The 19,480-nt window shown below is 65.2% G+C and carries 23 protein-coding genes and 3 tRNA genes; 8 read left to right on the top strand and 18 right to left on the bottom strand.

Translation table 11 applies throughout. From position 1 onward, the window contains the following. Positions 1-22 precede the first annotated feature (22 nt). The 10 genes from CVN68_RS03765 to CVN68_RS03735 form a co-directional block, all read right to left on the bottom strand. Positions 23-1,003 (bottom strand): HEAT repeat domain-containing protein, encoded by a 981-nt coding sequence (locus CVN68_RS03765; protein WP_100281015.1) that lies wholly within the window; start codon positions 1,001-1,003, stop codon positions 23-25. Positions 1,004-1,089: 86 nt separating this feature from the next. Then, positions 1,090-1,242, bottom strand: a complete 153-nt coding sequence (locus CVN68_RS23020; protein WP_158298722.1) for a hypothetical protein — start codon at positions 1,240-1,242, stop codon at positions 1,090-1,092. A gap of 23 nt (positions 1,243-1,265) precedes the next feature. After that, positions 1,266-1,418 carry a hypothetical protein gene (locus tag CVN68_RS23015; RefSeq protein ID WP_158298721.1) on the bottom strand — a complete coding sequence of 51 codons (153 nt, stop codon included), beginning with the start codon at positions 1,416-1,418 and terminating at the stop codon, positions 1,266-1,268. 85 nt (positions 1,419-1,503) lie between these two features. Continuing rightward, positions 1,504-1,998, bottom strand: a complete 495-nt coding sequence (locus tag CVN68_RS03760; RefSeq protein WP_100281014.1) for a helix-turn-helix domain-containing protein — start codon at positions 1,996-1,998, stop codon at positions 1,504-1,506. A 12-nt stretch (positions 1,999-2,010) separates the two neighbouring features. Further along, positions 2,011-2,937: a transposase gene (locus CVN68_RS03755; protein ID WP_100281013.1), complete on the bottom strand. Its 927-nt coding sequence runs from the start codon at positions 2,935-2,937 to the stop codon at positions 2,011-2,013. After that, positions 2,925-3,902: a hypothetical protein gene (locus tag CVN68_RS03750; RefSeq protein WP_158298720.1), complete on the bottom strand. Its 978-nt coding sequence runs from the start codon at positions 3,900-3,902 to the stop codon at positions 2,925-2,927. Before CVN68_RS03750 ends, CVN68_RS03755 begins: the two co-directional genes overlap by 13 nt. A 146-nt stretch (positions 3,903-4,048) precedes the next feature. After that, the gene (locus CVN68_RS23010; protein ID WP_158298719.1) at positions 4,049-4,189 is read right to left on the bottom strand and encodes a hypothetical protein; all 141 of its coding nucleotides are present in this window, start codon (positions 4,187-4,189) and stop codon (positions 4,049-4,051) included. Between the two features lie 237 nt (positions 4,190-4,426). After that, positions 4,427-5,041 carry a hypothetical protein gene (locus tag CVN68_RS03745; RefSeq protein WP_100281011.1) on the bottom strand — a complete coding sequence of 205 codons (615 nt, stop codon included), beginning with the start codon at positions 5,039-5,041 and terminating at the stop codon, positions 4,427-4,429. Next, entirely contained in the window at positions 5,031-5,531 is a 501-nt protein-coding gene (locus CVN68_RS03740) for an RNA polymerase sigma factor (protein WP_158298718.1), read from the bottom strand. The genes CVN68_RS03745 and CVN68_RS03740 overlap by 11 nt, the downstream gene beginning before the upstream one ends. Before the next feature lie 126 nt (positions 5,532-5,657). Next, positions 5,658-5,933: a transposase gene (locus CVN68_RS03735; RefSeq protein WP_233503570.1), complete on the bottom strand. Its 276-nt coding sequence runs from the start codon at positions 5,931-5,933 to the stop codon at positions 5,658-5,660. A gap of 26 nt (positions 5,934-5,959) precedes the next feature. Here CVN68_RS03735 and CVN68_RS23005 point away from each other — a divergent pair, with 26 nt between their 5' ends. Beyond that, positions 5,960-6,208: a hypothetical protein gene (locus CVN68_RS23005; RefSeq protein ID WP_233503569.1), complete on the top strand. Its 249-nt coding sequence runs from the start codon at positions 5,960-5,962 to the stop codon at positions 6,206-6,208. Between the two features lie 191 nt (positions 6,209-6,399). Here CVN68_RS23005 and CVN68_RS03730 read toward each other — a convergent pair. The 5 genes from CVN68_RS03730 to CVN68_RS03715 all read right to left on the bottom strand — a co-directional run bounded on the left by CVN68_RS03730 (position 6,400) and on the right by CVN68_RS03715 (position 9,373). Beyond that, positions 6,400-6,476: transfer RNA gene (locus CVN68_RS03730), tRNA-Pro, on the bottom strand. Between the two features lie 62 nt (positions 6,477-6,538). Then, positions 6,539-6,614: transfer RNA gene (locus CVN68_RS03725), tRNA-Ile, on the bottom strand. Continuing rightward, complete coding sequence (locus tag CVN68_RS23875) at positions 6,605-7,162, bottom strand: polysaccharide deacetylase family protein (protein ID WP_233503568.1); 558 nt, start codon at positions 7,160-7,162, stop codon at positions 6,605-6,607. Before CVN68_RS23875 ends, CVN68_RS03725 begins: the two co-directional genes overlap by 10 nt. After that, the gene (locus CVN68_RS23870) at positions 7,066-7,617 is read right to left on the bottom strand and encodes a polysaccharide deacetylase family protein (protein ID WP_233503567.1); all 552 of its coding nucleotides are present in this window, start codon (positions 7,615-7,617) and stop codon (positions 7,066-7,068) included. Before CVN68_RS23870 ends, CVN68_RS23875 begins: the two co-directional genes overlap by 97 nt. Before the next feature lie 52 nt (positions 7,618-7,669). Then, complete coding sequence (locus CVN68_RS03715; RefSeq protein WP_324871123.1) at positions 7,670-9,373, bottom strand: sensor histidine kinase; 1,704 nt, start codon at positions 9,371-9,373, stop codon at positions 7,670-7,672. A gap of 180 nt (positions 9,374-9,553) precedes the next feature. On the opposite strand from CVN68_RS03715, the gene CVN68_RS03710 reads away from it, so the two are divergent. Then, positions 9,554-10,021 (top strand): Lrp/AsnC family transcriptional regulator, encoded by a 468-nt coding sequence (locus CVN68_RS03710; protein ID WP_100284189.1) that lies wholly within the window; start codon positions 9,554-9,556, stop codon positions 10,019-10,021. Positions 10,022-10,071: 50 nt separating this feature from the next. Here the strand turns inward: CVN68_RS03710 and CVN68_RS03705 are convergent, their stop codons facing one another. Then, positions 10,072-11,319, bottom strand: a complete 1,248-nt coding sequence (locus CVN68_RS03705) for a tetratricopeptide repeat protein (RefSeq protein ID WP_100281008.1) — start codon at positions 11,317-11,319, stop codon at positions 10,072-10,074. A 275-nt stretch (positions 11,320-11,594) separates the two neighbouring features. On the opposite strand from CVN68_RS03705, the gene gyrA reads away from it, so the two are divergent. From gyrA to CVN68_RS03675, 6 genes are all read left to right on the top strand, one after another. Further along, complete coding sequence (gene gyrA, locus CVN68_RS03700) at positions 11,595-14,339, top strand: DNA gyrase subunit A (RefSeq protein WP_100281007.1); 2,745 nt, start codon at positions 11,595-11,597, stop codon at positions 14,337-14,339. A 75-nt stretch (positions 14,340-14,414) separates the two neighbouring features. Further along, the gene (locus CVN68_RS03695; RefSeq protein ID WP_100281006.1) at positions 14,415-14,762 is read left to right on the top strand and encodes a DUF952 domain-containing protein; all 348 of its coding nucleotides are present in this window, start codon (positions 14,415-14,417) and stop codon (positions 14,760-14,762) included. 73 nt (positions 14,763-14,835) lie between these two features. Beyond that, positions 14,836-15,240 (top strand): hypothetical protein, encoded by a 405-nt coding sequence (locus tag CVN68_RS03690; protein WP_100281005.1) that lies wholly within the window; start codon positions 14,836-14,838, stop codon positions 15,238-15,240. A gap of 56 nt (positions 15,241-15,296) precedes the next feature. After that, on the top strand, positions 15,297-17,273 hold the full coding sequence (locus tag CVN68_RS03685; RefSeq protein ID WP_100281004.1) for a TonB-dependent receptor family protein: 1,977 nt from the start codon (positions 15,297-15,299) through the stop codon (positions 17,271-17,273). After that, positions 17,273-18,604, top strand: a complete 1,332-nt coding sequence (locus CVN68_RS03680) for a PepSY-associated TM helix domain-containing protein (protein ID WP_100281003.1) — start codon at positions 17,273-17,275, stop codon at positions 18,602-18,604. The genes CVN68_RS03685 and CVN68_RS03680 overlap by 1 nt, the downstream gene beginning before the upstream one ends. A gap of 42 nt (positions 18,605-18,646) precedes the next feature. Beyond that, positions 18,647-18,721: transfer RNA gene (locus CVN68_RS03675), tRNA-Glu, on the top strand. Positions 18,722-18,947: 226 nt separating this feature from the next. On the opposite strand, the gene CVN68_RS03670 is transcribed toward CVN68_RS03675, so the two are convergent. Both CVN68_RS03670 and CVN68_RS03665 read right to left on the bottom strand, forming a co-directional pair. After that, the gene (locus CVN68_RS03670; RefSeq protein WP_100281002.1) at positions 18,948-19,151 is read right to left on the bottom strand and encodes a DUF6771 family protein; all 204 of its coding nucleotides are present in this window, start codon (positions 19,149-19,151) and stop codon (positions 18,948-18,950) included. A gap of 96 nt (positions 19,152-19,247) precedes the next feature. Continuing rightward, on the bottom strand, positions 19,248-19,475 hold the full coding sequence (locus CVN68_RS03665; protein ID WP_100281001.1) for an AlpA family phage regulatory protein: 228 nt from the start codon (positions 19,473-19,475) through the stop codon (positions 19,248-19,250). Positions 19,476-19,480 lie beyond the last annotated feature (5 nt).

Here is a 19,480-nt window from a genome sequence, read left to right as displayed (position 1 = left end):
GTCTCCTATCGGTGAGTGAGCGTCATTCGGCCGCGATGGCCGGCATTTCCTCGCTGAGCATTTCGATTGTGCGCTGCGCGGCGCGGCGCACCGCGGCCTGCGGATCCTGGTCGCGCATGCGCTCGAGATGCGGCCAGGCGCGCTCGAGGTTGAGCCCAAGATACTCGCGCATCGTATGCCAGCGGACATAATGCGACGGATGTTCGAGCAGCCGCTCCAGCTGGTCGCAGCTGTCCTGGCGGCCGAACAGGCGCATCGCGGTGGCGAGCATCTGCAGCCGCGTCGGCTCCTGCGCGGGCGAGCTGGCGCCGACCATGCGGCGCGTATCGAAGTCAAATTCGAGCGCCATCGGCATCCCGCCGCGGTACATCTGGATCTGCAGCACCAGCGCGTGCGATCCCGCCTTCGCGGAATATTCGAACGATTCATTGGCCTTGAAGTGGAGCGATTCGCCGGCCTTGCAGTCGAATCGATCGCCCTCCTCGAAGCGAAGATCGAGCGTGTGAAGGTCATCATCGTCGCCGAAGGTCGGGATCTTCCACGACTGCAGCGGAAATTCGTGCGCGCGGAAGAATTTGAGATAGGTCTCCTGCCCGCCGAAGGTCAGCGTGCGCCGCTCGCCATAGCGCTGCTTGGCGAGATCGATTTCGAAGCCGTCGAGCGCCAGCAGCATCGCCGTGAACTGGTCGGTCGAGGCGAGCACCATGCCGCCGAAGAATTCGCCGCCGATCGGCTGGAACGAGGAGCCATAAAAAGGATTGCGGTCGGCGCAGCGCTGCTCCTCGGCGACGACCGACTGGATACGGTCTTCGGTGAAGAAGACATCGCACAGGCGGAACACTTCCGCCGGCGTCATGTCTTCGTTCGCCGCCAAGATCCGCTTGAGATCGCCGAAGCCGAGATAGTCATTGTAATAGCTGACGCTGCGCTTGTTATCTTCCAGCAGGCCGGGACGGAACTCGGGGGCCGTCACTACCGCCATGATATCCTTGAGATTCTTCATGTCGTTTCCCTCATGCGGATCGGAACGGGTCACCCGATCCCGTCAGGTGTTTGCGGGCGCGGCGAAGATGCCGCGCCCGCAAGCGATTATTCGGCGCTGACTGCGTCGTTGGTGACCGCGATCACAACGCCGATGATGATGCCGGCGATGACCTGGCCGGCGACGACCGGCGTATGACGGGCCGAGCCGGGAGCACCGACTTCGAGGTCCAGGGCGGGCAACTTGTTGGTGTCGAACATGGAATTTCCCCTTTGTGCGTGTGTTAGAGTTGGTCGGCGTCGGCGAAGAAGATCGCGCCGATAATCGAGGCGATACCCGCGGTTAGGCTACAAATAACGGCCTCTCCGCGCTGCTCGACAAGCATTCCGACCTCGAAATCGAGAGAAGGCAAGTTATGAACCTGATATTTTCTCACTTTTGTTCTCCATCTTATGGGCAATAGCCCGGTCCTTATTGATCTGTCAGTTGCTTTCTGACAGTTGAATGTTGTTCTTATTATTCTATACGGTCAAGACTTGGAGCCGTGAGTTGCTCTCAACTTGAGAGCATTTCTGCGAAGCGCCCGGGAGACGGGCAAGCGTGCGGGCCACTTCGAGGAAATAGCGCTCCAGCGCTGCGCGCGATTCGGGGCTTAGTTCCACCCAGGTGCGACGGCCGTCGCACGCATCTGGCTCGCTGCTGAGCGTGCCCGTCTCGATCAGGTTGCCGACCCAGCGCACCCCGGTGCTGCGCGGCACGCCCGCGGCTAAAGCAAGGTCCGAGATTGAAACCCGCACGCCCTTACGCTCGGACAGATACAGGTCGAGCAGCATGTCCCACACCGGATCGGCCATGTGAAAGTCCGCGAGCAGCCGGCGCTGCAGGCCACGCGAGCGGGCGATGTCCGCAGCGACGCGGCCGCACCATTCGGATTCGGACGCCTCGCTCTCTGCGGTGCCCCAGGTTGCAGTTGCCTGAAACGGAGCATTGGTGGGCAGTGTGATATGCACGCGCATTGCAGCACCTCCTCAATGGACGGATCGCTGGATCCAGGGGCGCCCGGCTTCAACTGCGGCGCAGTGGCGGGCGGCCATCCGGGCGATAAACGGGTTGGCGTCGCGCGATCCGCGCTCGAACACCGCCAGTCGGTCCTCGAGACTGACTTGCGCCGAGGCGAGCGCAGTTAGCGCGCTGAACTGAATCCGGTCGCTCGGGTGATGCGCGGCGAAGGATTCGACGAGGTCCCGACCGTCGCCGCCGCCCAGTTGCGCGCACAAGGCCAGCAGTGGCTCAACGGCGCTGCGGGTCAGATGCGCGGCAACGGTCTTGCCCTCGGCATCGAAGCGATATTGGTCGCGGAAGCTCAGGTGCGGCGCCCGCTCCATGACGTTGAGCGACACCGAAAGTTCGTCGGCAGGCAGTTGGGCATGGACGTCGCGATGCGCGCGATAGAGCAGGATCTTGCCTTGCTCGAGCCGCGAGCGTTCGACGAAGCGCAGGTCCGCTTCGTCCCCGATAGCGCCGGCGAACGTCTCATAGTCATACTCGTAATAGTCGCTCCAATAGCCGGGGCCCATATAGCCAGCGGTCAGGAACGAGAAATTGTGGTCGTGGGGCACATGGTAGAAGAACGCCTCATGGCCGTTCTCCTGCAAAAGCCGGTCAGCCTCGGACGGCCAGAAATTGGCGCGAAGAAAGAAGTCCCGCGACTGGTGCAGGATCACTACTTGCGGCCCATAGACATTCTGCGCGCTCTGATCGCGGCAATGCTGTTTGAGCTCATCGACGATCATATCGGCAAGGAAATCGCGATTGTTGGCGAGTGCCTTCAAGCCGTCGCCGAAGGACGCAAAACAATCCTCGTCGCGCGCATCGAACCGGCCACTCTCGAGCGCTTCGATCAAATCGCCGAGCTCGGCGCGGTGGCGCGTAGCGGCTTCGATCACGCGTGGCATGCGCCAGCCTCCGCCCCGAGCACGCCCAGCGCGTTTCGCGCCGCCGCGCGCAGATCGGGGTGCGGATCCCGGTCAGCCATCGCGTGGAGCCGAGCGCGTGCGCGGCCCTCGTTCAGGCGGAACAGCTCCGTCGTCGCGTGCCAGCGCAGAAAGAAGCTGTCGTCATGGGTGAAAGGCTCGACCACCGCGTCGTCCTCGCTTCGCCCCAGCGTCGCGAGGAAGGTGAGCAGCATCTGGCTGCGCGACGCCGCATCACTGGTACTGCACGCCGCGACGGCCGTCAGATCCTCCGAATCATATTCCACGAGCAGCGGCGCCCGATCGAGCAGGATCTCGGCCTGCAGCACGACGATGTCGGCGATTGCATGCTCGATGACATAGCTCTGCGTGCGGCCGTCGAGCGTCACGATGTCGGCGTCTTCCAGCGCGCGATGCCCGGCCGGGCGACATGCCAGCCCGTCATCCAGGCTGAAATTGCCCGATACTTCCGGAGCGCCCCACATCTGCAGCAATGCCCCGCCCGCTCGCAGGAATTTCTGCACCGATACGGTGCCAGTGAAGGTGATCGCCGTGGGGCCGCCGCGCTGCATCTTCTTCGCGGCCAACACGTCCACCGGCAGGTTGTTCAGCGCGATGTTGACATGACGGTGCGCGAACACTGCGACCCCGCGCTGGAACCCGTTCCCGGTCGGCGCGAGCGGCGGTTCGAAATAGGCGTCGCGAAGCGCGTCCTGCGCCATCGCGGCGATCCAGCCGTCGATCCAGTCCGTGTCGGCAAAGGCAGTTTCCACTACATCCCGCACGGCATCGACGGTTGGATGGCTGAGCTCGTCGAGCTCGCCATGAAGCGCAGCCAGCGCGGGCTGCAGGCGCCAGTGATGCGCCGGCAGGCTGGTCGGCAACGCGCCGCCCCGGGCCTGCTCCGCCCGCATGAAATAGTTCCGAAGTTCCGGTCCGGAAATCATACATAATCCTCCAGCGCCAGGCACGATTCAAGGTCGCCGGCTCTAAGGACAGCGGCGGGATCGATGCTTGGCCAGTGCGCGGACGTTTAATTCGAGCGGCAAGGATGGGCCGCGGCGGGATCGCCGCGGCCGATCCCGCTCGGCCGCTATCCCCCGATGAGATAGGTGCCGACGATTACGCCGATGCAGACCGGTCCCCCGACCTCTTGGCGCGTGACGTGCCCGCAAAATCCTACCGGGGTGCGCAGAGTGAAAGCGGAAGCGTGCACGTTGCTGATCTTCGTCATCGATATTCCCCCGAAAAGCAGCCGGCGTCACCGGCCAGTACCTCCCAAGTCGCCGCCTCTCGCACACAAGTCCCCGCTTCGCCGATCGCGTGACATCGCGTTCGGCAGATCGGCATCCGTCTGAGGCTTTCGACGAGGACGGCTGTTCAATGCCGTCAATCAATTAGTCTCGCTGCACCGGGAAACCTGTCGCAGTTTTTCCAACTTTTTTTTCGAAGACGGGAACCTGTGCGCGAACTAGGCGCCGAGCATCAGCTGATCGATCGCAGTCTCGCGGCGATGATCGTCCAGCGCGTTCGAAAGCTGCCGGACGACCGCGCGTTGACGCCGGAGCCGCACGAACAGGAATACTATGGTGGCGGCAATCACCGCCAGGCCGAGCAACGCCGACCAGCTGAGCAGCGCATTCGCTAGATGCGGGCCGAGCGGGCGGCCATCGCGCTGGCTCAGCACTGCGAAAACCATTCCCAGCAACGTCGCCGGTCCGAACAGCGTCAAGTCGAACAAGGTGCGGCGGACGCGTGCGCGGTATCGCCGAATCTGGCCTTCCAGGAAGCTTTCCCGATCGCGCTGGTTGGCACCCCATTCCACGCGGCGTAGCCGATAGCGCGTCCGTGCCGACCACAATAACAGGAGCAGGATCATCACGCCGACGACGAGCGAACCCAGCGTGAATTTTCGCCAGATGCCGAACGTTACGAAGACAGTCAGGCAGGCGGCGACCAGCAATTCGGCGCGCTCGATCCATCGGGCGCGCCGCAGCACGCGCTCCGACAGGGCCGACACCTCTTCCGCGGCATGCCGTACGCTACCACGCCATAGTTCGGAGAGATCGTCGAACTCACCGGCCATGTGCCGCCCCCATTAGCTCGACAAGCGTCGCCTTTGCCCGTTGGCAGCGGAGCATCGCGGCATTGGCGGTGATCCCCAACGTCTCGCCGATTTCGATGAACGAAAAACCTTCCAGCATCAGCGTCGCCGTCTCCCGCTGGGCTACGCTCAACTGCCGCATCGCCGCCACCAGTCGTGACCGCCGATCCGCGACTATTGCCGCTTCGTCAGGTTGCAGGTCGGCTGTCGGGAGCTCTTCGCCCAATTCTTCCGTAACAGGATTTCGCGTGCGGCGCGAGACGTGCGTCACCGCTCGCTTCTGCGCGATGCTGGCGACGTAGGTCTTGAGCGAGGATTGGCCGCGAAAGGACGGTAGCGCGCGCCACACGGCAAGGACGATCTCCTGCTTGAGATCCTCACGCTGGCTCGGATCGGCTTCATAGGCAAGTGCTATGCGCGAAAGCAGCCCCGAATGGGTGCGTATGACGTCATTGAAGCTTACATCGCTCAAGACGCTCACCCGCCCCTGGATAACCAGCCACTTTCAGTGACCTAAACTGATCTGATGCAACAGGGAAGCGTTGTCGTGGCGACTGGCCCAGTCCAGCATACGTATTTTGCTGGCGATGTCGGATTACTAGGCGGCGTAGACAAATTTGAGCCAGTATCTGGCCGTGGCGAGATGGACCTTGCCGAAGAAGCTACTGGCAATTTGGTGGTAGCGGGTGGCTATCGCGCGGTTGATTTTGAGATGACCGAACATACGCTCGACACGGTTGCGCTGCTTGTAGAGGGTTCGGTTATGCTCGATTTTGACCCAGCGGTTTGATCGGCCGGGAATGACGGGATTTATGTTCCGTTTCGCGAGGTAAGCACGGATGGCATCGGCATCGTAGCCCTCGTCCGCCGGCAAGGCGCCCCGGCGGCCGCTCCGGCAGGATGATGCGCGATCGGGCACGGCATCCTAGAGGGCCGGAGCAGAAGATCGCACCCATTATTCGCGCCGATATACCGCCCGGTGCCGATCCGCGGATCGAACGCATCGAGATCGGACACCTGCTGTCCATGCAGGTGGGGCTTGGGGCGACGTCCGGCCCCAATTACGGCGCCTGGGTCGCAAGCCCGAACTGGGTCCGCTACGCGCTGTCGCGTCCGTTCGCCGACGAGCCGGGCGGCGCGATGATCTAGTCGACGGGATCGTCGAACCTGCTCTCGGCGGTGCTGACGCGCACTTCGGAAAGGTCCACCCACGATCTGACGCAGGAGTGGCTCGCCGAGCCGCTCTGCATCGAGCTGCCGCCCTGGCCGCGCGATCCGCAGGGCATCTATTTCGGTGGCAACGACATACTTGGGAAGACAGCAGGAAATTCCGTGCAGAGTGGTCGGGGAGACAGGATTCGAACCTGCGACATCCTGCTCCCAAAGCAGGCGCGCTACCGGACTGCGCCACTCCCCGACGCCGATGCCGCCTAGGCGCTTGTGTCGAAACACACAAGCTCGAAGCGCACATGATGGTGCTGGTGGGCCCGGCAGGACTCGAACCCGCAACCTAGCCGTTATGAGCGGCCAGCTCTAACCATTGAGCTACAGGCCCCCAGCGCCCGCGGCAGTAGCGGAGGTTTGCGTCGTCCCGCAAGCCGCGTCGAGGATCTCGGCCAGCGAAGCCGACGCGACCCCGAGCCGCGCGAGCAAGGCGAATATCGCGTCCCACCAGCGCCAGAATGCAGCGAGATCCGCGGCATCGCGAACATAAGGCGTATGGCCGGGCTCGATCGAGGGCGAATGGAAGCTGAAGTTGAGCAACCGCACCCCCTCACCCGCCGCGATCCGCACCGCTTCGAGCGCTTCCTCGAGCGGCATGTCCTCGGGCGTCAGCGCCACGCGCGAGAGCAGGCCGAGACGCGCTGCGGCACCGCGGCCACGCGGCACGCTTCCCAGGCGGCGATAAAGACGCACGCCGCCGCGGCGGAACGCTCCGGTGAAAACGGTGGTCAGCGGAAGCTCGACGATCGACTGCGCCGGCCCGGTGTGAAAGGCATGGTTGGTTATGGCGGAGAAATCGGGTCCGCCGCCGGCGGAATAGTCATAGCCTGACCGCATCGACGTGTCGGCGCGATAGCCAAGCCCGGCCAAGGTCGCCAAGCTGCGGGGCCGATGCCGTAGCGCCCGGCGCGGTAGACCAGCGGCGGGACGCCGAATGCCGCAGCGATCACCTCGGTCAGCGCGGCGAGCTTCTGCTCCTCCAGCGCAGCGGGAAGATTACCCGCGAAGCTGTTGGCAATACAGATTTCCTCTTCGAACGGTGGGTTCACCCAAGGATGCAATTGGGTGCCGATCGCGGAGCGGCCGTCGGCTATCAGGCTGCGTAATATCTCGACCGAGCGCGAACAGGTCGCGATCGGATAGTCGACCAACCAGGTGAGCGCGGCGCCATGCGCGACGAAGCGCGCATGCGCCGTCGGCATCGCCCTCATGTGGGTGGTTCCCCCGGGGTTCCGGCTGAACGGTGCGCGCCAGTCGAACTCCTCTTCGGTATCGACGAGAATAGCGAAGCGCGTGCCGAAGCTTTCCGGCCACCGAACCAGGGCGGCCGGCACGGATGCGGGGGGGCGATGGCCCCTGCCGGAGTGCCGCTGTGCCACGTTCAGTTCAGATCGCCTGCCCCACCTGGCTGGTTACGGCGGCAGGAAGCCGCAAAGTCAAGGTTGCGGGGCCAATGATCAGGCTGCCGCCAAGTTCGCGGGCGAGATTGCGCGACAGCCGGAGGGCGAAGCCCGTCCCCAGTAGCGTCGCGTCCTCGCGCTCGTCGTCGATGCCGAGAACCGAATCGCCGGGATAGTCGGCGAGCGCCTTCGGCCGGTCGACCGCCACCGCAACGCCCCGGTCGCTTTCGAGCGCCATCTTCACGCCGATCCGCTCGCCCGGCACACTGGCCGACACTAACGTCGCCATCAGCCGCGACAACAACCGCTCGACCGCACGGCGATCGCCGGTGACGACATGGTCCTCGACGGGCAGTGCGATCATAGAGCCGCGCAGCTCGAGCAACGGCGCGAGATCGTCGGCGATCGCCGCCAGCAGCGGCCGCAGCGCAACGCGATCGGGCGTCAGTGCCAACGCATCGCTGTCGATACGCGCAGCGAGATCGAGATCGTCGATCGCGCCTAGCAGCTCGCGTGCCTCGGTGCGGATGACATTCGCACGCTCGCGATACACATCCGCGACCGGGCCCAGCATCTGCGTCTCGATCATCTCGGCGAAACCGGCGATCGCATTGGTAGGGGTGCGCAGCTCGTGGACCAGCTGGCGCAGCGATTCGGCCGGCGACCCCGTCGGGGTCCGAACGGGCTCGGCGCGCTCATCGATACGCGGACGTCGCGCCGTGCCACGATAGCCGGTGAAGCGGCCATTGGCCGGATCGAACACCGGGACCGCCGAAATCAGCCAATCCCCGGCGGCGTCCGAGCCACCGTCGATCAGCATCCGTGCAGTGGAGAATCCGGCGCGTCGGCGGAATGCGCCGGCGGCGATGCCGTCGACCTGCGCGCCATCGGCCTCGCGCGCCAGATCCAGCGAAAGACCGATCAGCGCCGAGCGGCTCACGCCGTCGACCCAACGGATCACGCCCTTCTCATCGGTTTCGAAGCGGAACTCTTCGGCGCGGGGCGGTGCCGGCGGCGCCACCGGCCCGGCTTCCTCGCGATGGCGCCAGAATGCGTCGATCCGCGCGACGACCTCGGCGATTTCGAACGGACCCGAATCCTCACCTTCGGCAGGCTGTGCGACCGGCCGCACCGGCCTCGCGGCGGACGCCGCGGCCGTGATCCTGTCGCTATGATCCATTTCAGGGTTCTGCGCGCCGGAGCGCGGTTCCGCAATCGATCCGACCGATCTATCCACAACTTCCGTGGATGCCTGCGTCACGCCATCGGGCAAGACCAGGTCGATCGGCCCGAAGCTCTCGAGCGCGCGCCGCACGTCGGGGCCGAGATCGCGGCGATTGCGCAGCACGCTGCGCGCGGTCGGCGACAGATCGGGAAGTAGCTGGATCCACTCAGGCGCGGTCAGTCGTGCGCTGCGCAGCACGGGGATGGCGATCGAGATGTCGTCTTGCGCGAACAGGCGGACGAGCGGCGCCGGCGGATCGGCGAATTCGACTGCGCGGGCGCTGGCCGCCCGGACCGGGAGCGGCACATCTGCCCGAATCGCCCGCAAGGTCGCCATCGCGCGGGTAGCTGGGGGCACCCGGCGCCGGCCGATCAGGTCGACGAGCTGCCGCCATACCGACTGGACGCCGTAGGGCGTACCAAGATCGGCGGCGAGCACCGTGTCCAGAGTATCGTCAAAGCGCACGCGCCTGCATTTCCCCGCGACGCGGAAGCGCGCCATCAAGAATTTATTAACGTTCGAAGTGGTCGCTCGAAACATGCCATTTCGGCACGTCGCATTGTGGGACAATTGCGTTGCGTTGTAATTATCTTATAGTCTAGCAACCCGAACATGCAACGAATCCACAATGAGAGAGGCGAGCCGATGCGATTCGACGAGATCGACGTGCGGATTCTCGGGCTGCTGCAAGATAATGGCCGGATGACCAATGTCGAGCTTGCCGAACGGGTCGGCCTGACTGCCCCACCCTGCCTGCGGCGAGTCCGCGCGCTCGAGCAGCAGGGCGCGATCGGCGGTTATCATGCCGCGCTCGATCCGGCCGCGCTCGGCTATAATCTGACCGTCTTCGCGATGGTCAGCCTCAAGAGCCAGGCCGAGAGCGACCTGCGCGCGTTCGAGCAACTGGTGGCGGACATCCCCGAAGTTCGCGAATGCCACATGCTCAACGGCGAGATCGACTTCATTCTCAAGATCGTCGCCCCCGATCTGCAAAGCTTCCAGCAGATCCTGACGACGCAGCTGACCACCGCGCCCAATGTCGAGCATGTGAAGACGTCGCTGACCATCCGTACCTCGAAAGCGCTGCCGGGCGTGCCCGTTCCCGAGATGTGAAAAGGGGCGGCACGACGGCCGCCCCCTTCCGTTCAGCAGTCACCGCCGGCTCAGGCGAGCGGCGGGAAATCCACCGAAGCCAGCCACAATTGCGCCGTGCTCGCATAGGCGCCCTTGACCGTTCGGAACGCGGTCTTGGCCTCGTCTTTGCGCCCAAGCGCGCGTAGCGCGACGCCGCGGTTGAGGTTGACCTCATCGGCGTCGACGCCGGCCTTTTGCAGCGACAGATCGTAGAGTTCGAGCGCCCGGGCATAATTACCCGAAGCGAGGAACGCGTCGGCGGTCTGCTGCGCGGTACGGCCATCCTTGGCGGCGGCCGACTGTTTGGCGAGCGCGTCGAGCGAGCCTTCGGACTTCACTGCCGCCTGCGAGGCGGTGTAGGTGCGCCCGACATCGGCGTCGCCTGCCGGGATCTTGCCCGACTTGCGCCCTTCGTCGATCACCGCGACGGCTTCCCAAGGAAGGCCCGACTGCTGCGCGGCGAAGCCGTAATCGGCATAGTCACCGCGATCGGCCAGCGCATTGGTCGCGCGCATCAGGCGATAGAGATTGAGCCTGTCGGTCTTGCCGCCGCCCGCCGGCGCGCCCTGACGGAACACCTGAATTGACCAGCGCCAGTTCTGCACCGTCGGATATTCTGCGATGAAGCGCTTGAGCCAGTCGGCGGTCGCAGCCGTATCGCCGCTCGCCTTCACGCGCGGGATCACAAACTTGTACCAGTCGATCGGCGGCTTGCGCCCGGCTGCCTTGCTGGCTTCGATCGCGTTGTTCACTTCGGCAATCGATTCGGCGTTCTTGCCGGTCGCCGCATAGGCATTGGCGAGGAGCACCGGCAGATCGGGCTGGTTGGTGCCGAGCTGGCGCGCCTTGAGCAGCACCGGAATGGCCTCCGCCGCCTTCTTCTGCTTGATCAGCTCGCCGCCAAGCATGTAATTGTAGATGCCGCCATAGACGTTGACCCGATCGGCCGGGGTCTTGGGATTGCTCGCCAACAGCCCAAGCGCCTTCATCTGGCCGGCCTCGTTCTTGCGCTCGAGCTCGAGCTGAAGGCGGAGATAGGTCGAATAATATTTCTCGTCATCGGTCTTGGCGACGGCCTCGGCGGCGGTGAGCTGGGTGTCTGCGGTGGCGAGGTCCTTCGCCTTGAGTGCGGCGTCGGCCGCGGCGGCCGGCTTGCGGAACTCGTCGCTGACTTTCAGCTCCGGTGCCGCATTCGGCTTGTCCGCCTTTTGCGCGATCGCCGGCGCGGCGCCCAGCGTGAGCACCGCAGCCAGCGCGAGCTTCGAAACGAACGTCATGTACAACTCTCCTCGTGGGAACGGCATTCGGTTGCCGGTCCCTCTAAATGCCCGCCGCGCGCCGTTCAAGCGGAGGCGTTTGACTTCGCGATGGCCAGCGCGGCCTGAACGACGATTGAACGCCCCTGTCGTTCCAAAGCCCAGCAGCATCGCTCAATAGGGCGGAAGGCTGTGCTGCCTCGCGCGTACGCGTACGCGCGAGCGCGCGGGCTTGGCAGGTGGTATCGGGGGCGCTAGAGCCATCGGAACGTAACAAACTCCGAAAGCGTGATCCTTTGACCGACGAGACCATCCTCGCCGACCCTTCCGATATTACTCCGATCTCGATCGTCGACGAGATGAAGACCTCGTACCTCGATTACGCGATGAGCGTGATCGTGGCGCGCGCCCTGCCCGACGTTCGCGACGGCCTCAAGCCCGTTCACCGCCGAATCCTCTACGCCGCGCAGGAAGGCGGCTATGTCGCCGGCCGCGCCTATCGCAAATCGGCCCGCCTCGTCGGCGACGTGATGGGTAAGTATCATCCGCACGGCGACAGCTCGATCTACGATGCAATGGCGCGCATGGCCCAGGATTGGGCGATGCGGGTCCCGCTGATCGACGGCCAGGGTAATTTCGGCTCGATGGATCCCGATCCGCCCGCGGCGATGCGCTATACTGAGGCCCGGCTCGCCCGCGTCGCCTCCGCCCTGCTCGACGACATCGACAAGGATACCGTCGATTTCCAGGACAATTATGACGGCTCCGAGAGCGAGCCGACGGTCCTGCCCGCGCGCTACCCCAATCTGCTGGTCAACGGCGCCGGCGGCATCGCGGTCGGCATGGCGACCAACATCCCGCCGCACAATCTGGGCGAAGTGATCGACGCCTGCCTTGCTTATATCGAGAACGGCGCGATCTCGATCGAGGAACTGATGGAAATCGTTCCCGGTCCCGATTTCCCGACCGGCGCGATCATCCTCGGCCGCAGCGGCTGCCGTTCGGCTTACCAGACCGGGCGCGGATCGATCATGGTGCGCAGCCGCCATATCTTCGAGCAGCGCGGCGAGCGTCGCTCGATCGTGCTCACCGAAATCCCGTACCAGCAGGGCAAGAACGCGCTGGTCGAGAAGATCGCCGAGGCCGCCAAGGAAAAGCGGATCGAAGGCGTCAGCGACATCCGCGACGAATCGAATCGCGAGGGCGTGCGCATCGTCATCGACCTCAAGCGCGACGCGACTCCCGAAGTCGTGCTCAACCAGCTCTGGCGCAACACGCCGGCGCAATCTTCCTTCCCGGCCAATATCCTCGCCATCCGCGGCGGCCGCCCCGAACTGCTCAACCTGCGCGACATCATCGAGGCCTTCGTCAAGTTCCGCGAAGAGGTGATCACCCGGCGCTCGAAGTTCGAACTCGCCAAGGCACGTGATCGCGCGCACATCTTGCTCGGCCTCGTCATCGCGGTCACCAATCTCGATGAGGTGGTGAAGATCATCCGCAGCTCGCCGAGCCCGGCAGTGGCGCGCGACCGTTTGCTCACCCGCGAATGGCCGATCGCCGAGATCGCGCCGTATATCCGCCTGGTCGAGGCGGTCGAAACCGAAATCACCGGCGACGGCTATCGCCTGAGCGACGTCCAGGTTCGCGCGATCCTCGATCTGCGCCTTCACCGCCTGACCGGGCTCGGCCGCGACGAGATCGGCGACGAACTCGCCAAGCTCGCCGAGTCGATCACCGAATTGCTCGAAATCCTAGGCAATCGCGCCAAGCTCTACGAAGTCATCGTCGCCGAGCTGACCGCCGTCCGCGATCAATATGCCACGCCGCGCCGCACCGAGATCGCCGCCGCCGCCGACGGGATCGAGGACGAGGACCTGATCGAGCGAGAGGACATGGTCGTCACCGTGACCATGGAAGGCTATATCAAGCGTACGCCGCTCGACACCTTCCGCGCGCAGAACAAGGGCGGCAAGGGCCGCGCCGGCATGGCGACCAAGGACGAGGATGCGGTGACGCACCTCTTCGTCACTTCGACCCACACGCCGGTTTTGTTCTTCTCGACCGAAGGCAAGGTCTATCGGATGAAGGTGTGGCGCCTGCCCGAGGGCGGGCCGGCCACCCGCGGACGACCGATGATCAATCTGCTGCCGCTGGCGAGCGGCGAGACGATCTCCACCGTGCTGCCGCTGCCCGAGGACGAAGCAACCTGGGGCGACCTCCACGTGATGTTCGCCACTGCCAAGGGTTCGGTGCGCCGCAACTCGATGGACGCGTTCGCCAATATACGCACCAACGGCAAGATCGCGATGAAGTTCGAGGAGGGATCGGAAGATCGCCTGATCGGCGTGTCGCTGCTCACCGAGGACGATGACGTGCTGCTCGCGACGAAACAGGGCAAGGCGATCCGCTTCGCCTCGACCGACGTTCGCGAATTCCAGAGCCGCGATTCGACCGGTGTGCGCGGCGCGCGGCTGGCCGAGGGCGACGAGGTCATCTCGCTTTCGGTGCTGCGCGGCTTCGACGCCACCCCACAAGAGCGCGAGGACTATCTCAAGGCTGCCCCGTGGAAGGAAGGCGAGCGCGAGATCACTCTGTCCGCCGAACGGATGGCTGAGTTCGAGGCGGCGGAGGAGTTCATCCTCACCGTCACCGCCAACGGCTATGGCAAGCGCACTTCGGCCTATGAATATCGCCGCACCAACCGCGGCGGCCAGGGGATCACCAATATCGTCAGCTCGGACCGTAACGGCCCGGTGGTGGCGAGCTTCCCGGCGCACAATGGCGAGCAGCTGATGCTGGTCACCGATCAGGCCAAGCTGATTCGCACCACGGTAGGCTCGGTGCGCGTCACCGGGCGCAACACCCAGGGCGTGATCCTCTTCCGCGTCGCGGCCGACGAGCATGTCGTCTCTGCCGCACGCATCGAGGAGAGCGAGGAAGAGGCCGAAGTGAATCTCGCCGATGGCGCCATTGCGGCCGAGCCCACACCCGATGGCACGACCGGCGAGGATCTCGCCGCGGGTCCGGAGGATGGACAGTAGGATTCTTCGTCACCTCGGCCTTGCGCCGGGGTGACGAAGTAATGCTGCTATAGTTAGACAGTTCCGGAGGCCGGAATGCCCGACACCACCGCCTTCAAAGTCCTTACCGCTGAGCAGATGGCCGCGCTCGAGACCAACGGCAGCTTCGCCGGTGCCCCGGTGGATCTGAAGGACGGCTACATCCACTTGTCCACCGCGGCGCAGCTGCAGGAGACAATCGACAAGCATTTTGCCGGACAGAGCGATCTCTGGCTGGCCGCGGTCGATCTCGATGCGCTGGCCGGCGTCGTCAAGTGGGAGCCCTCGCGCGGCGGCGCACTCTTCCCGCACCTCTATGGCGCGCTGCCGCTCGATGCCGTCATCGCCTATAGCGAGCTCCATTACGAGCCCGACGGCAGCCTGCGCTTGCCGGTGACCGGATAGGATTGGACAAAATGTCCGCTTGTGCCGACGCGGCGCTTCGGCGAGGCGATGCCGCATGATTGGAGCGGCATCCATGCAGCGAACCCCATGGCAGCGCCTCGCGCTGCTGCTGGTCGGCTGCGCGCTGCTCGTGCGGATGGCGGTTCCGGCGGGCTGGATGCCGCAGGCAAACGCCGCCGGGGTCACGCTCTCATGGTGCGCCGATAGCGGGTCGAGCGGTCCCGCGGCGCTCACCGAGGCCAAGGCATTGCTTGCCGAGGCGATCGGCAAGAAGATCCCCGCCGAGCACAAGAAGAGCGCCGACCAACCGTGTGCCTTCGCGATGGCCGCACAGCCGCTCGCACCTGTCGACCCGATCGTCGTGCCCCCCGCGCTGCCCCGCGCCGAACCGATCCCACACATCCGCCTCGAGTCCGCGCCCGGCCGCGGCCTCGCCGCCCCTCCCCCGCTCGCCACCGGTCCTCCTCGCCTCGGCTGACGCTGCCGGCGTGCTGTCCGCACGCCTCTTGCTCGTTATCTGCCGAGGATCAGTTCATGTCGAAGTCCGTACGCGCGCTGCTTGGCGCGCCTGTGTTGCTCGCCGCCCTTCCCGCTTTCGCCCAGGAAGCTCCCGTCCGCCGCGACGAGATCGTCGTCACTGCCGAAAGGCTTGTCGAGGAAGCCATCCAGCGCGTCGGCGAGACGCCGGGCGGCGCCAATGTCGTCTCCGCAGAGGATTTCGACGAAAAGCTCGCCGTCTCGCTGCGCGATGCGCTGGCTTTCTCGCCGGGCATCTACGCCCAGCCGCGCTTCGGGCAGGAAGTGCGCCTGTCGATCCGCGGATCGGGGATCAGCCGGGGCTATCACATGCGCGGCCTGACGCTGCTGCAGGACGGCATCCCGATCAACCTTGCCGACGACAATGGCGACTTTCAGGAGCTCGACCCGGCTTTCCTTCAGCATATCGAAGTGTTTCGCGGCGCGAACGCATTGCGCTTCGGCGCATCGACGCTGGGCGGCGCGATCAACGGAGTGACGCCGACCGGTCGCTCGTCCAAGGGCTTTCGTCTGCGCGTCGATGGCGGCAGCTTCGATACGCTGCGCGGCTTCGCCAGCGCGGGCTATGCCGACGAACGCGGCGACGCGTGGCTGGCGATCGCCGGCGACCGCTCGGACGGCGACCGCGATCACGCCCGCCGCAAGGCACTGCGTGTCAACGGCAATATCGGCCTGCGGCTGAGCGAGAATGTCGAGACCCGCTTCTATGCCAGTGCACAGACGATCCGGCAGGAGCTGCCCGGTGCGCTCACCTACGCGGCAGTCCGCGCAGCCCCCCGGAGCGGCAATTTCGCCAACGATCAGGCACGCGACATCGACTCGCTCCGTCTGCAGAACCGGACGAGCATCACCCTCGGCGCCGGCAAGCTCGATGTCGGTGTCTTCCTCAACGCCAAGCAACTCCACCATCCGATCTACCAGTTGGTGGACCAGAAAGCACTCGACTGGGGCAGCTATGCCCGGCTCGATCAGGACTTCGGCACCTTCGGCTTTACCGCGGGCGTCACCGCGCGCTTCGGCGATGTCGCATCGCGGCGCTTCGTCAACGTCAACGGTGAGCAAGGCGCCAAGACCTTCGCGGCCGATCAGGCGGCACGCACGATCGACGCCTATGCCGAGGCAAGGCTGCGTCCGGTCGATCGGCTGACCTTGATCGCCGGCGCGGTCTACACCTCGGGGCTGCGGCGGCAGGACCAGATTTTTCCGGCGCTCGCCACCGGCCGTACCACGTTCGATCAGCTCTCGCCCAAGCTGGGCCTGTTGTTCGAACCCGGTGACGGGATTCAGCTCTATACCAATCTCAGCCGCAGCCACGAACTGCCGGGCTTCATCGAGCTTGCCCAGATCTCGGACTTCGTGCCGCTCGACGCGCAGCGCGGCTGGACCGCCGAGATCGGCGGGCGCGGCAGGATCGGGCCGCTGCGCTTCGATCTCAGCCTCTATCGCGCGGACCTCGACGGTGAGCTGCTCCAGTACAATACCGCACCGCCGACGATCCCGGCGTCGACCTTCAATGCCGGACGCACGCGACACCAAGGCGTCGAACTCGGGCTGGATGTCGACCTCACGGCCTGGGCACGGCTGCGACAGGTGTATCAATATAGCGACTTCGGCTTCCGCGACGACGCCCAGTTCGGCGACAACCGGCTGCCGGTGATCCCGGAGCATTTCTATCGCGCCGAACTGCGGGTGGGCGGCGAGGCGTTCCACGTCGCGCCCAGTCTCGAATGGACACCGCGCGGCGCCTGGGCCGATTATGCCAACAGCTTCCGCACCGGGGGCTATATATTGTTCGGGCTCAGCGCCGAGGCGAAGATCGAAGACCGTTTCACCCTGTTCGCCGATGCGCGCAATCTGGGCGGGCGCAAGGCCGCCGGGGATGTCTCCGCGGTGGTGCAATACGCGCCCGCGAGCGCAATCTTCACTCCCGTGGAACGGCGCAGCGTCTTCGCTGGCGTGCGGGCGGCCTTCTGATGGCGAGCGTCCCCGGCGCGCGCTGGTACAATGCAGTATGGCGCTGGCATTTCTATGCCGGGCTGTTCTGCATGCCCTTCGTGCTGTGGCTCGCCGCGACGGGGACGATCTATCTGTGGAAACCGCAGATCGAGGCCTGGCTTGAACGGCCTTATGACACGCTCGCCCCGGCGGGTCCGCGCGCCCGCGCCGACGCGCAAGTGAAGGCGGCGCTCGCCGCGGTGCCCGGCGCAACGCTGCATAAGTACCAGCTGCCGCAAAGTGCGGGTGAAGCGGCACGCGTGATCGTAGGAAAGGATGGCCTGGAAACGCGCGTCTATGTCGATCCCTATCAGCTGCGCGTCCTCAGGACGGAAACCGAGAGCGAGCGCCCGATGCGAGTGATCTCGGACCTCCACGGCAAGTTTCGCGCGGGCAGCCCGGGCAGCTATCTGGTCGAGATCGCCGCCTGCTGGACCGCGACGATGCTGCTCACCGGCCTCTACCTCTGGTGGCCGCGCCGGGCGCGCGGGCTCGGCGGGGTGCTATACCCGCGGCTGCGCAGCGGCAAGCGGCTGTTCTGGCGCGACCTGCACGCCGTCGCCGGCATATGGGTAGCGGTCCTCGCCTTGCTCCTGATTTCGACGGGCCTTCCCTGGGCGAAGTTCTGGGGCAGCTATTTCAAGGAAGTCCGCGCCGTCACCGGCACGCTAGATGGGCCGCAGGACTGGCCGACCGGCAGCCGCAGCGCCATGCCCGGCGCTCATGCCGGGCATGGCGGCATGGCGATGCCGCATGCGGCGGCACCGGGCGCCGATCTCGACCGGGTGGCGGCGGCGGTCTACCCGCTCGGCATCGCGCCGCCGGTGCTGATCGCGCCGCCCGCGACCATTGGCGCGCCGTGGACCGTCACATCCGACGCGGCCAACCGGCCGCTGCGCACCAGCATCACCGTGGACGGCGGCACTGGCGCTCTCACCTCCCGCCGCGACTTCGCCGAACGGCACTGGCTCGATCGCGCCGTCGGCTACGGCATCGCCGCGCACGAGGGCGCGCTGTTCGGCCTCGCCAACCAGCTGCTCGGTACGCTGACTGCGCTCCTCCTCGCGACTCTCTCGGTTTCGGGAACGGTGATGTGGTGGCGAAGGCGCCCGGAAGGACTATTGGGCGCCCCCGCCCGGTTGTCGCGCCCGCGCTACGGACCGGTGTTGATCGGCGCCGTACTGCTGCTCGCGCTAGCGATGCCGCTGTTCGGAGCGACGCTCTCGCTGGTTGCAGTTGCTGACCGGTTGATGCTTCCGCACTGCTCCGGTGTCCGCCGCTGGTTAGGCCTTGCGCCGATACGCGCTTGACGGCTCGCCCCGCGCCTCCTAATTGCCCGCCTTCCACTGCACGGCCCCTTCGTCTAGCGGTTAGGACGTCGCCCTCTCACGGCGAAAACACGAGTTCGATTCTCGTAGGGGTCACCAGCGTTTTCAATGGCTTAGCCGTTGATGTTGAGATGAAATCTAGCGATCTGGCCGGAATCTGGCCGGAATAGCTCCTCGGATTTCGTCGGATATGGCTGGACGAGTGGCGCTGGTGTCGCCCTGCTTTCCACCTGACAAATGGCTCTTTGGGCCCCGTTCCCCGCTCACTTAGCGAATCGCAGCCCGGCATTCGCCCGGGCTGGATGAGTGATTCGCAGAGACGGAATCAGATCGGCAGCGCGAGCTGGTCCGCATCCACGCTGGGCTCTGCATGATGGAGCCGATCGACGATCGCGCGCGCCAGTTCTTCTGCAGCCTGCTCGCGCAACCGATCGTTCGGCATCGTGATCCCGACGCGCGCCCAGCCGGGCGCCGCGAGAATGGCGGATGAGATAGCGGCGCGCGAAGGCTCTGGGGCGAATCGTTCCATGCCGCGAAGATGGCACAAACCAAGAACATCTGAAAAGAGGCGTTGCACTGTCCAATGTGTTCGGATGCGATGGACGGAGCCATAACCCTGCTCGATCTACAAATTCCGGTCCACGACCCGCCGACGGACCGCCTCCCGCAAACTGGCGACGATGATCAGCGTGCTCCGGCGGTCCTTGGCGATCTCGATTTCGCCGCACGCTATCAGCTCATAAATTCTCGACCGGCTGAGGCCGGTCATGGCGATGGCGGTAGGAATGCGGACGCTGAACGGCTCGATCGGGCCATTAGCGCCCTTTCCCACTTCTCGAATGGTCGTAGCCATATCGC

It is taken from the genome of Sphingomonas psychrotolerans (genome assembly GCF_002796605.1).
In the GTDB taxonomy this organism is placed as follows: Bacteria; Pseudomonadota; Alphaproteobacteria; order Sphingomonadales; family Sphingomonadaceae; genus Sphingomonas; species Sphingomonas psychrotolerans.
This window is presented reverse-complemented; position numbering and strand designations above follow the sequence as displayed.

Coding starts and splice junctions, on each gene's coding strand:
- CVN68_RS03765 (WP_100281015.1), bottom strand. CDS start 1,003: ATGAAGAATCTCAAGGATATCATGGCGGTAGTGACGGCCCCCGAGTTC.
- CVN68_RS23020 (WP_158298722.1), bottom strand. CDS start 1,242: ATGTTCGACACCAACAAGTTGCCCGCCCTGGACCTCGAAGTCGGTGCT.
- CVN68_RS03760 (WP_100281014.1), bottom strand. CDS start 1,998: ATGCGCGTGCATATCACACTGCCCACCAATGCTCCGTTTCAGGCAACT.
- CVN68_RS03755 (WP_100281013.1), bottom strand. CDS start 2,937: ATGCCACGCGTGATCGAAGCCGCTACGCGCCACCGCGCCGAGCTCGGC.
- CVN68_RS03750 (WP_158298720.1), bottom strand. CDS start 3,902: ATGATTTCCGGACCGGAACTTCGGAACTATTTCATGCGGGCGGAGCAG.
- CVN68_RS23010 (WP_158298719.1), bottom strand. CDS start 4,189: ATGACGAAGATCAGCAACGTGCACGCTTCCGCTTTCACTCTGCGCACC.
- CVN68_RS03745 (WP_100281011.1), bottom strand. CDS start 5,041: ATGGCCGGTGAGTTCGACGATCTCTCCGAACTATGGCGTGGTAGCGTA.
- CVN68_RS23005 (WP_233503569.1), top strand. CDS start 5,960: ATGATGCGCGATCGGGCACGGCATCCTAGAGGGCCGGAGCAGAAGATC.
- CVN68_RS03710 (WP_100284189.1), top strand. CDS start 9,554: ATGCGATTCGACGAGATCGACGTGCGGATTCTCGGGCTGCTGCAAGAT.
- CVN68_RS03705 (WP_100281008.1), bottom strand. CDS start 11,319: ATGACGTTCGTTTCGAAGCTCGCGCTGGCTGCGGTGCTCACGCTGGGC.
- CVN68_RS03695 (WP_100281006.1), top strand. CDS start 14,415: ATGCCCGACACCACCGCCTTCAAAGTCCTTACCGCTGAGCAGATGGCC.
- CVN68_RS03690 (WP_100281005.1), top strand. CDS start 14,836: ATGCAGCGAACCCCATGGCAGCGCCTCGCGCTGCTGCTGGTCGGCTGC.
- CVN68_RS03685 (WP_100281004.1), top strand. CDS start 15,297: ATGTCGAAGTCCGTACGCGCGCTGCTTGGCGCGCCTGTGTTGCTCGCC.
- CVN68_RS03680 (WP_100281003.1), top strand. CDS start 17,273: ATGGCGAGCGTCCCCGGCGCGCGCTGGTACAATGCAGTATGGCGCTGG.
- CVN68_RS03670 (WP_100281002.1), bottom strand. CDS start 19,151: ATGGAACGATTCGCCCCAGAGCCTTCGCGCGCCGCTATCTCATCCGCC.
- CVN68_RS03665 (WP_100281001.1), bottom strand. CDS start 19,475: ATGGCTACGACCATTCGAGAAGTGGGAAAGGGCGCTAATGGCCCGATC.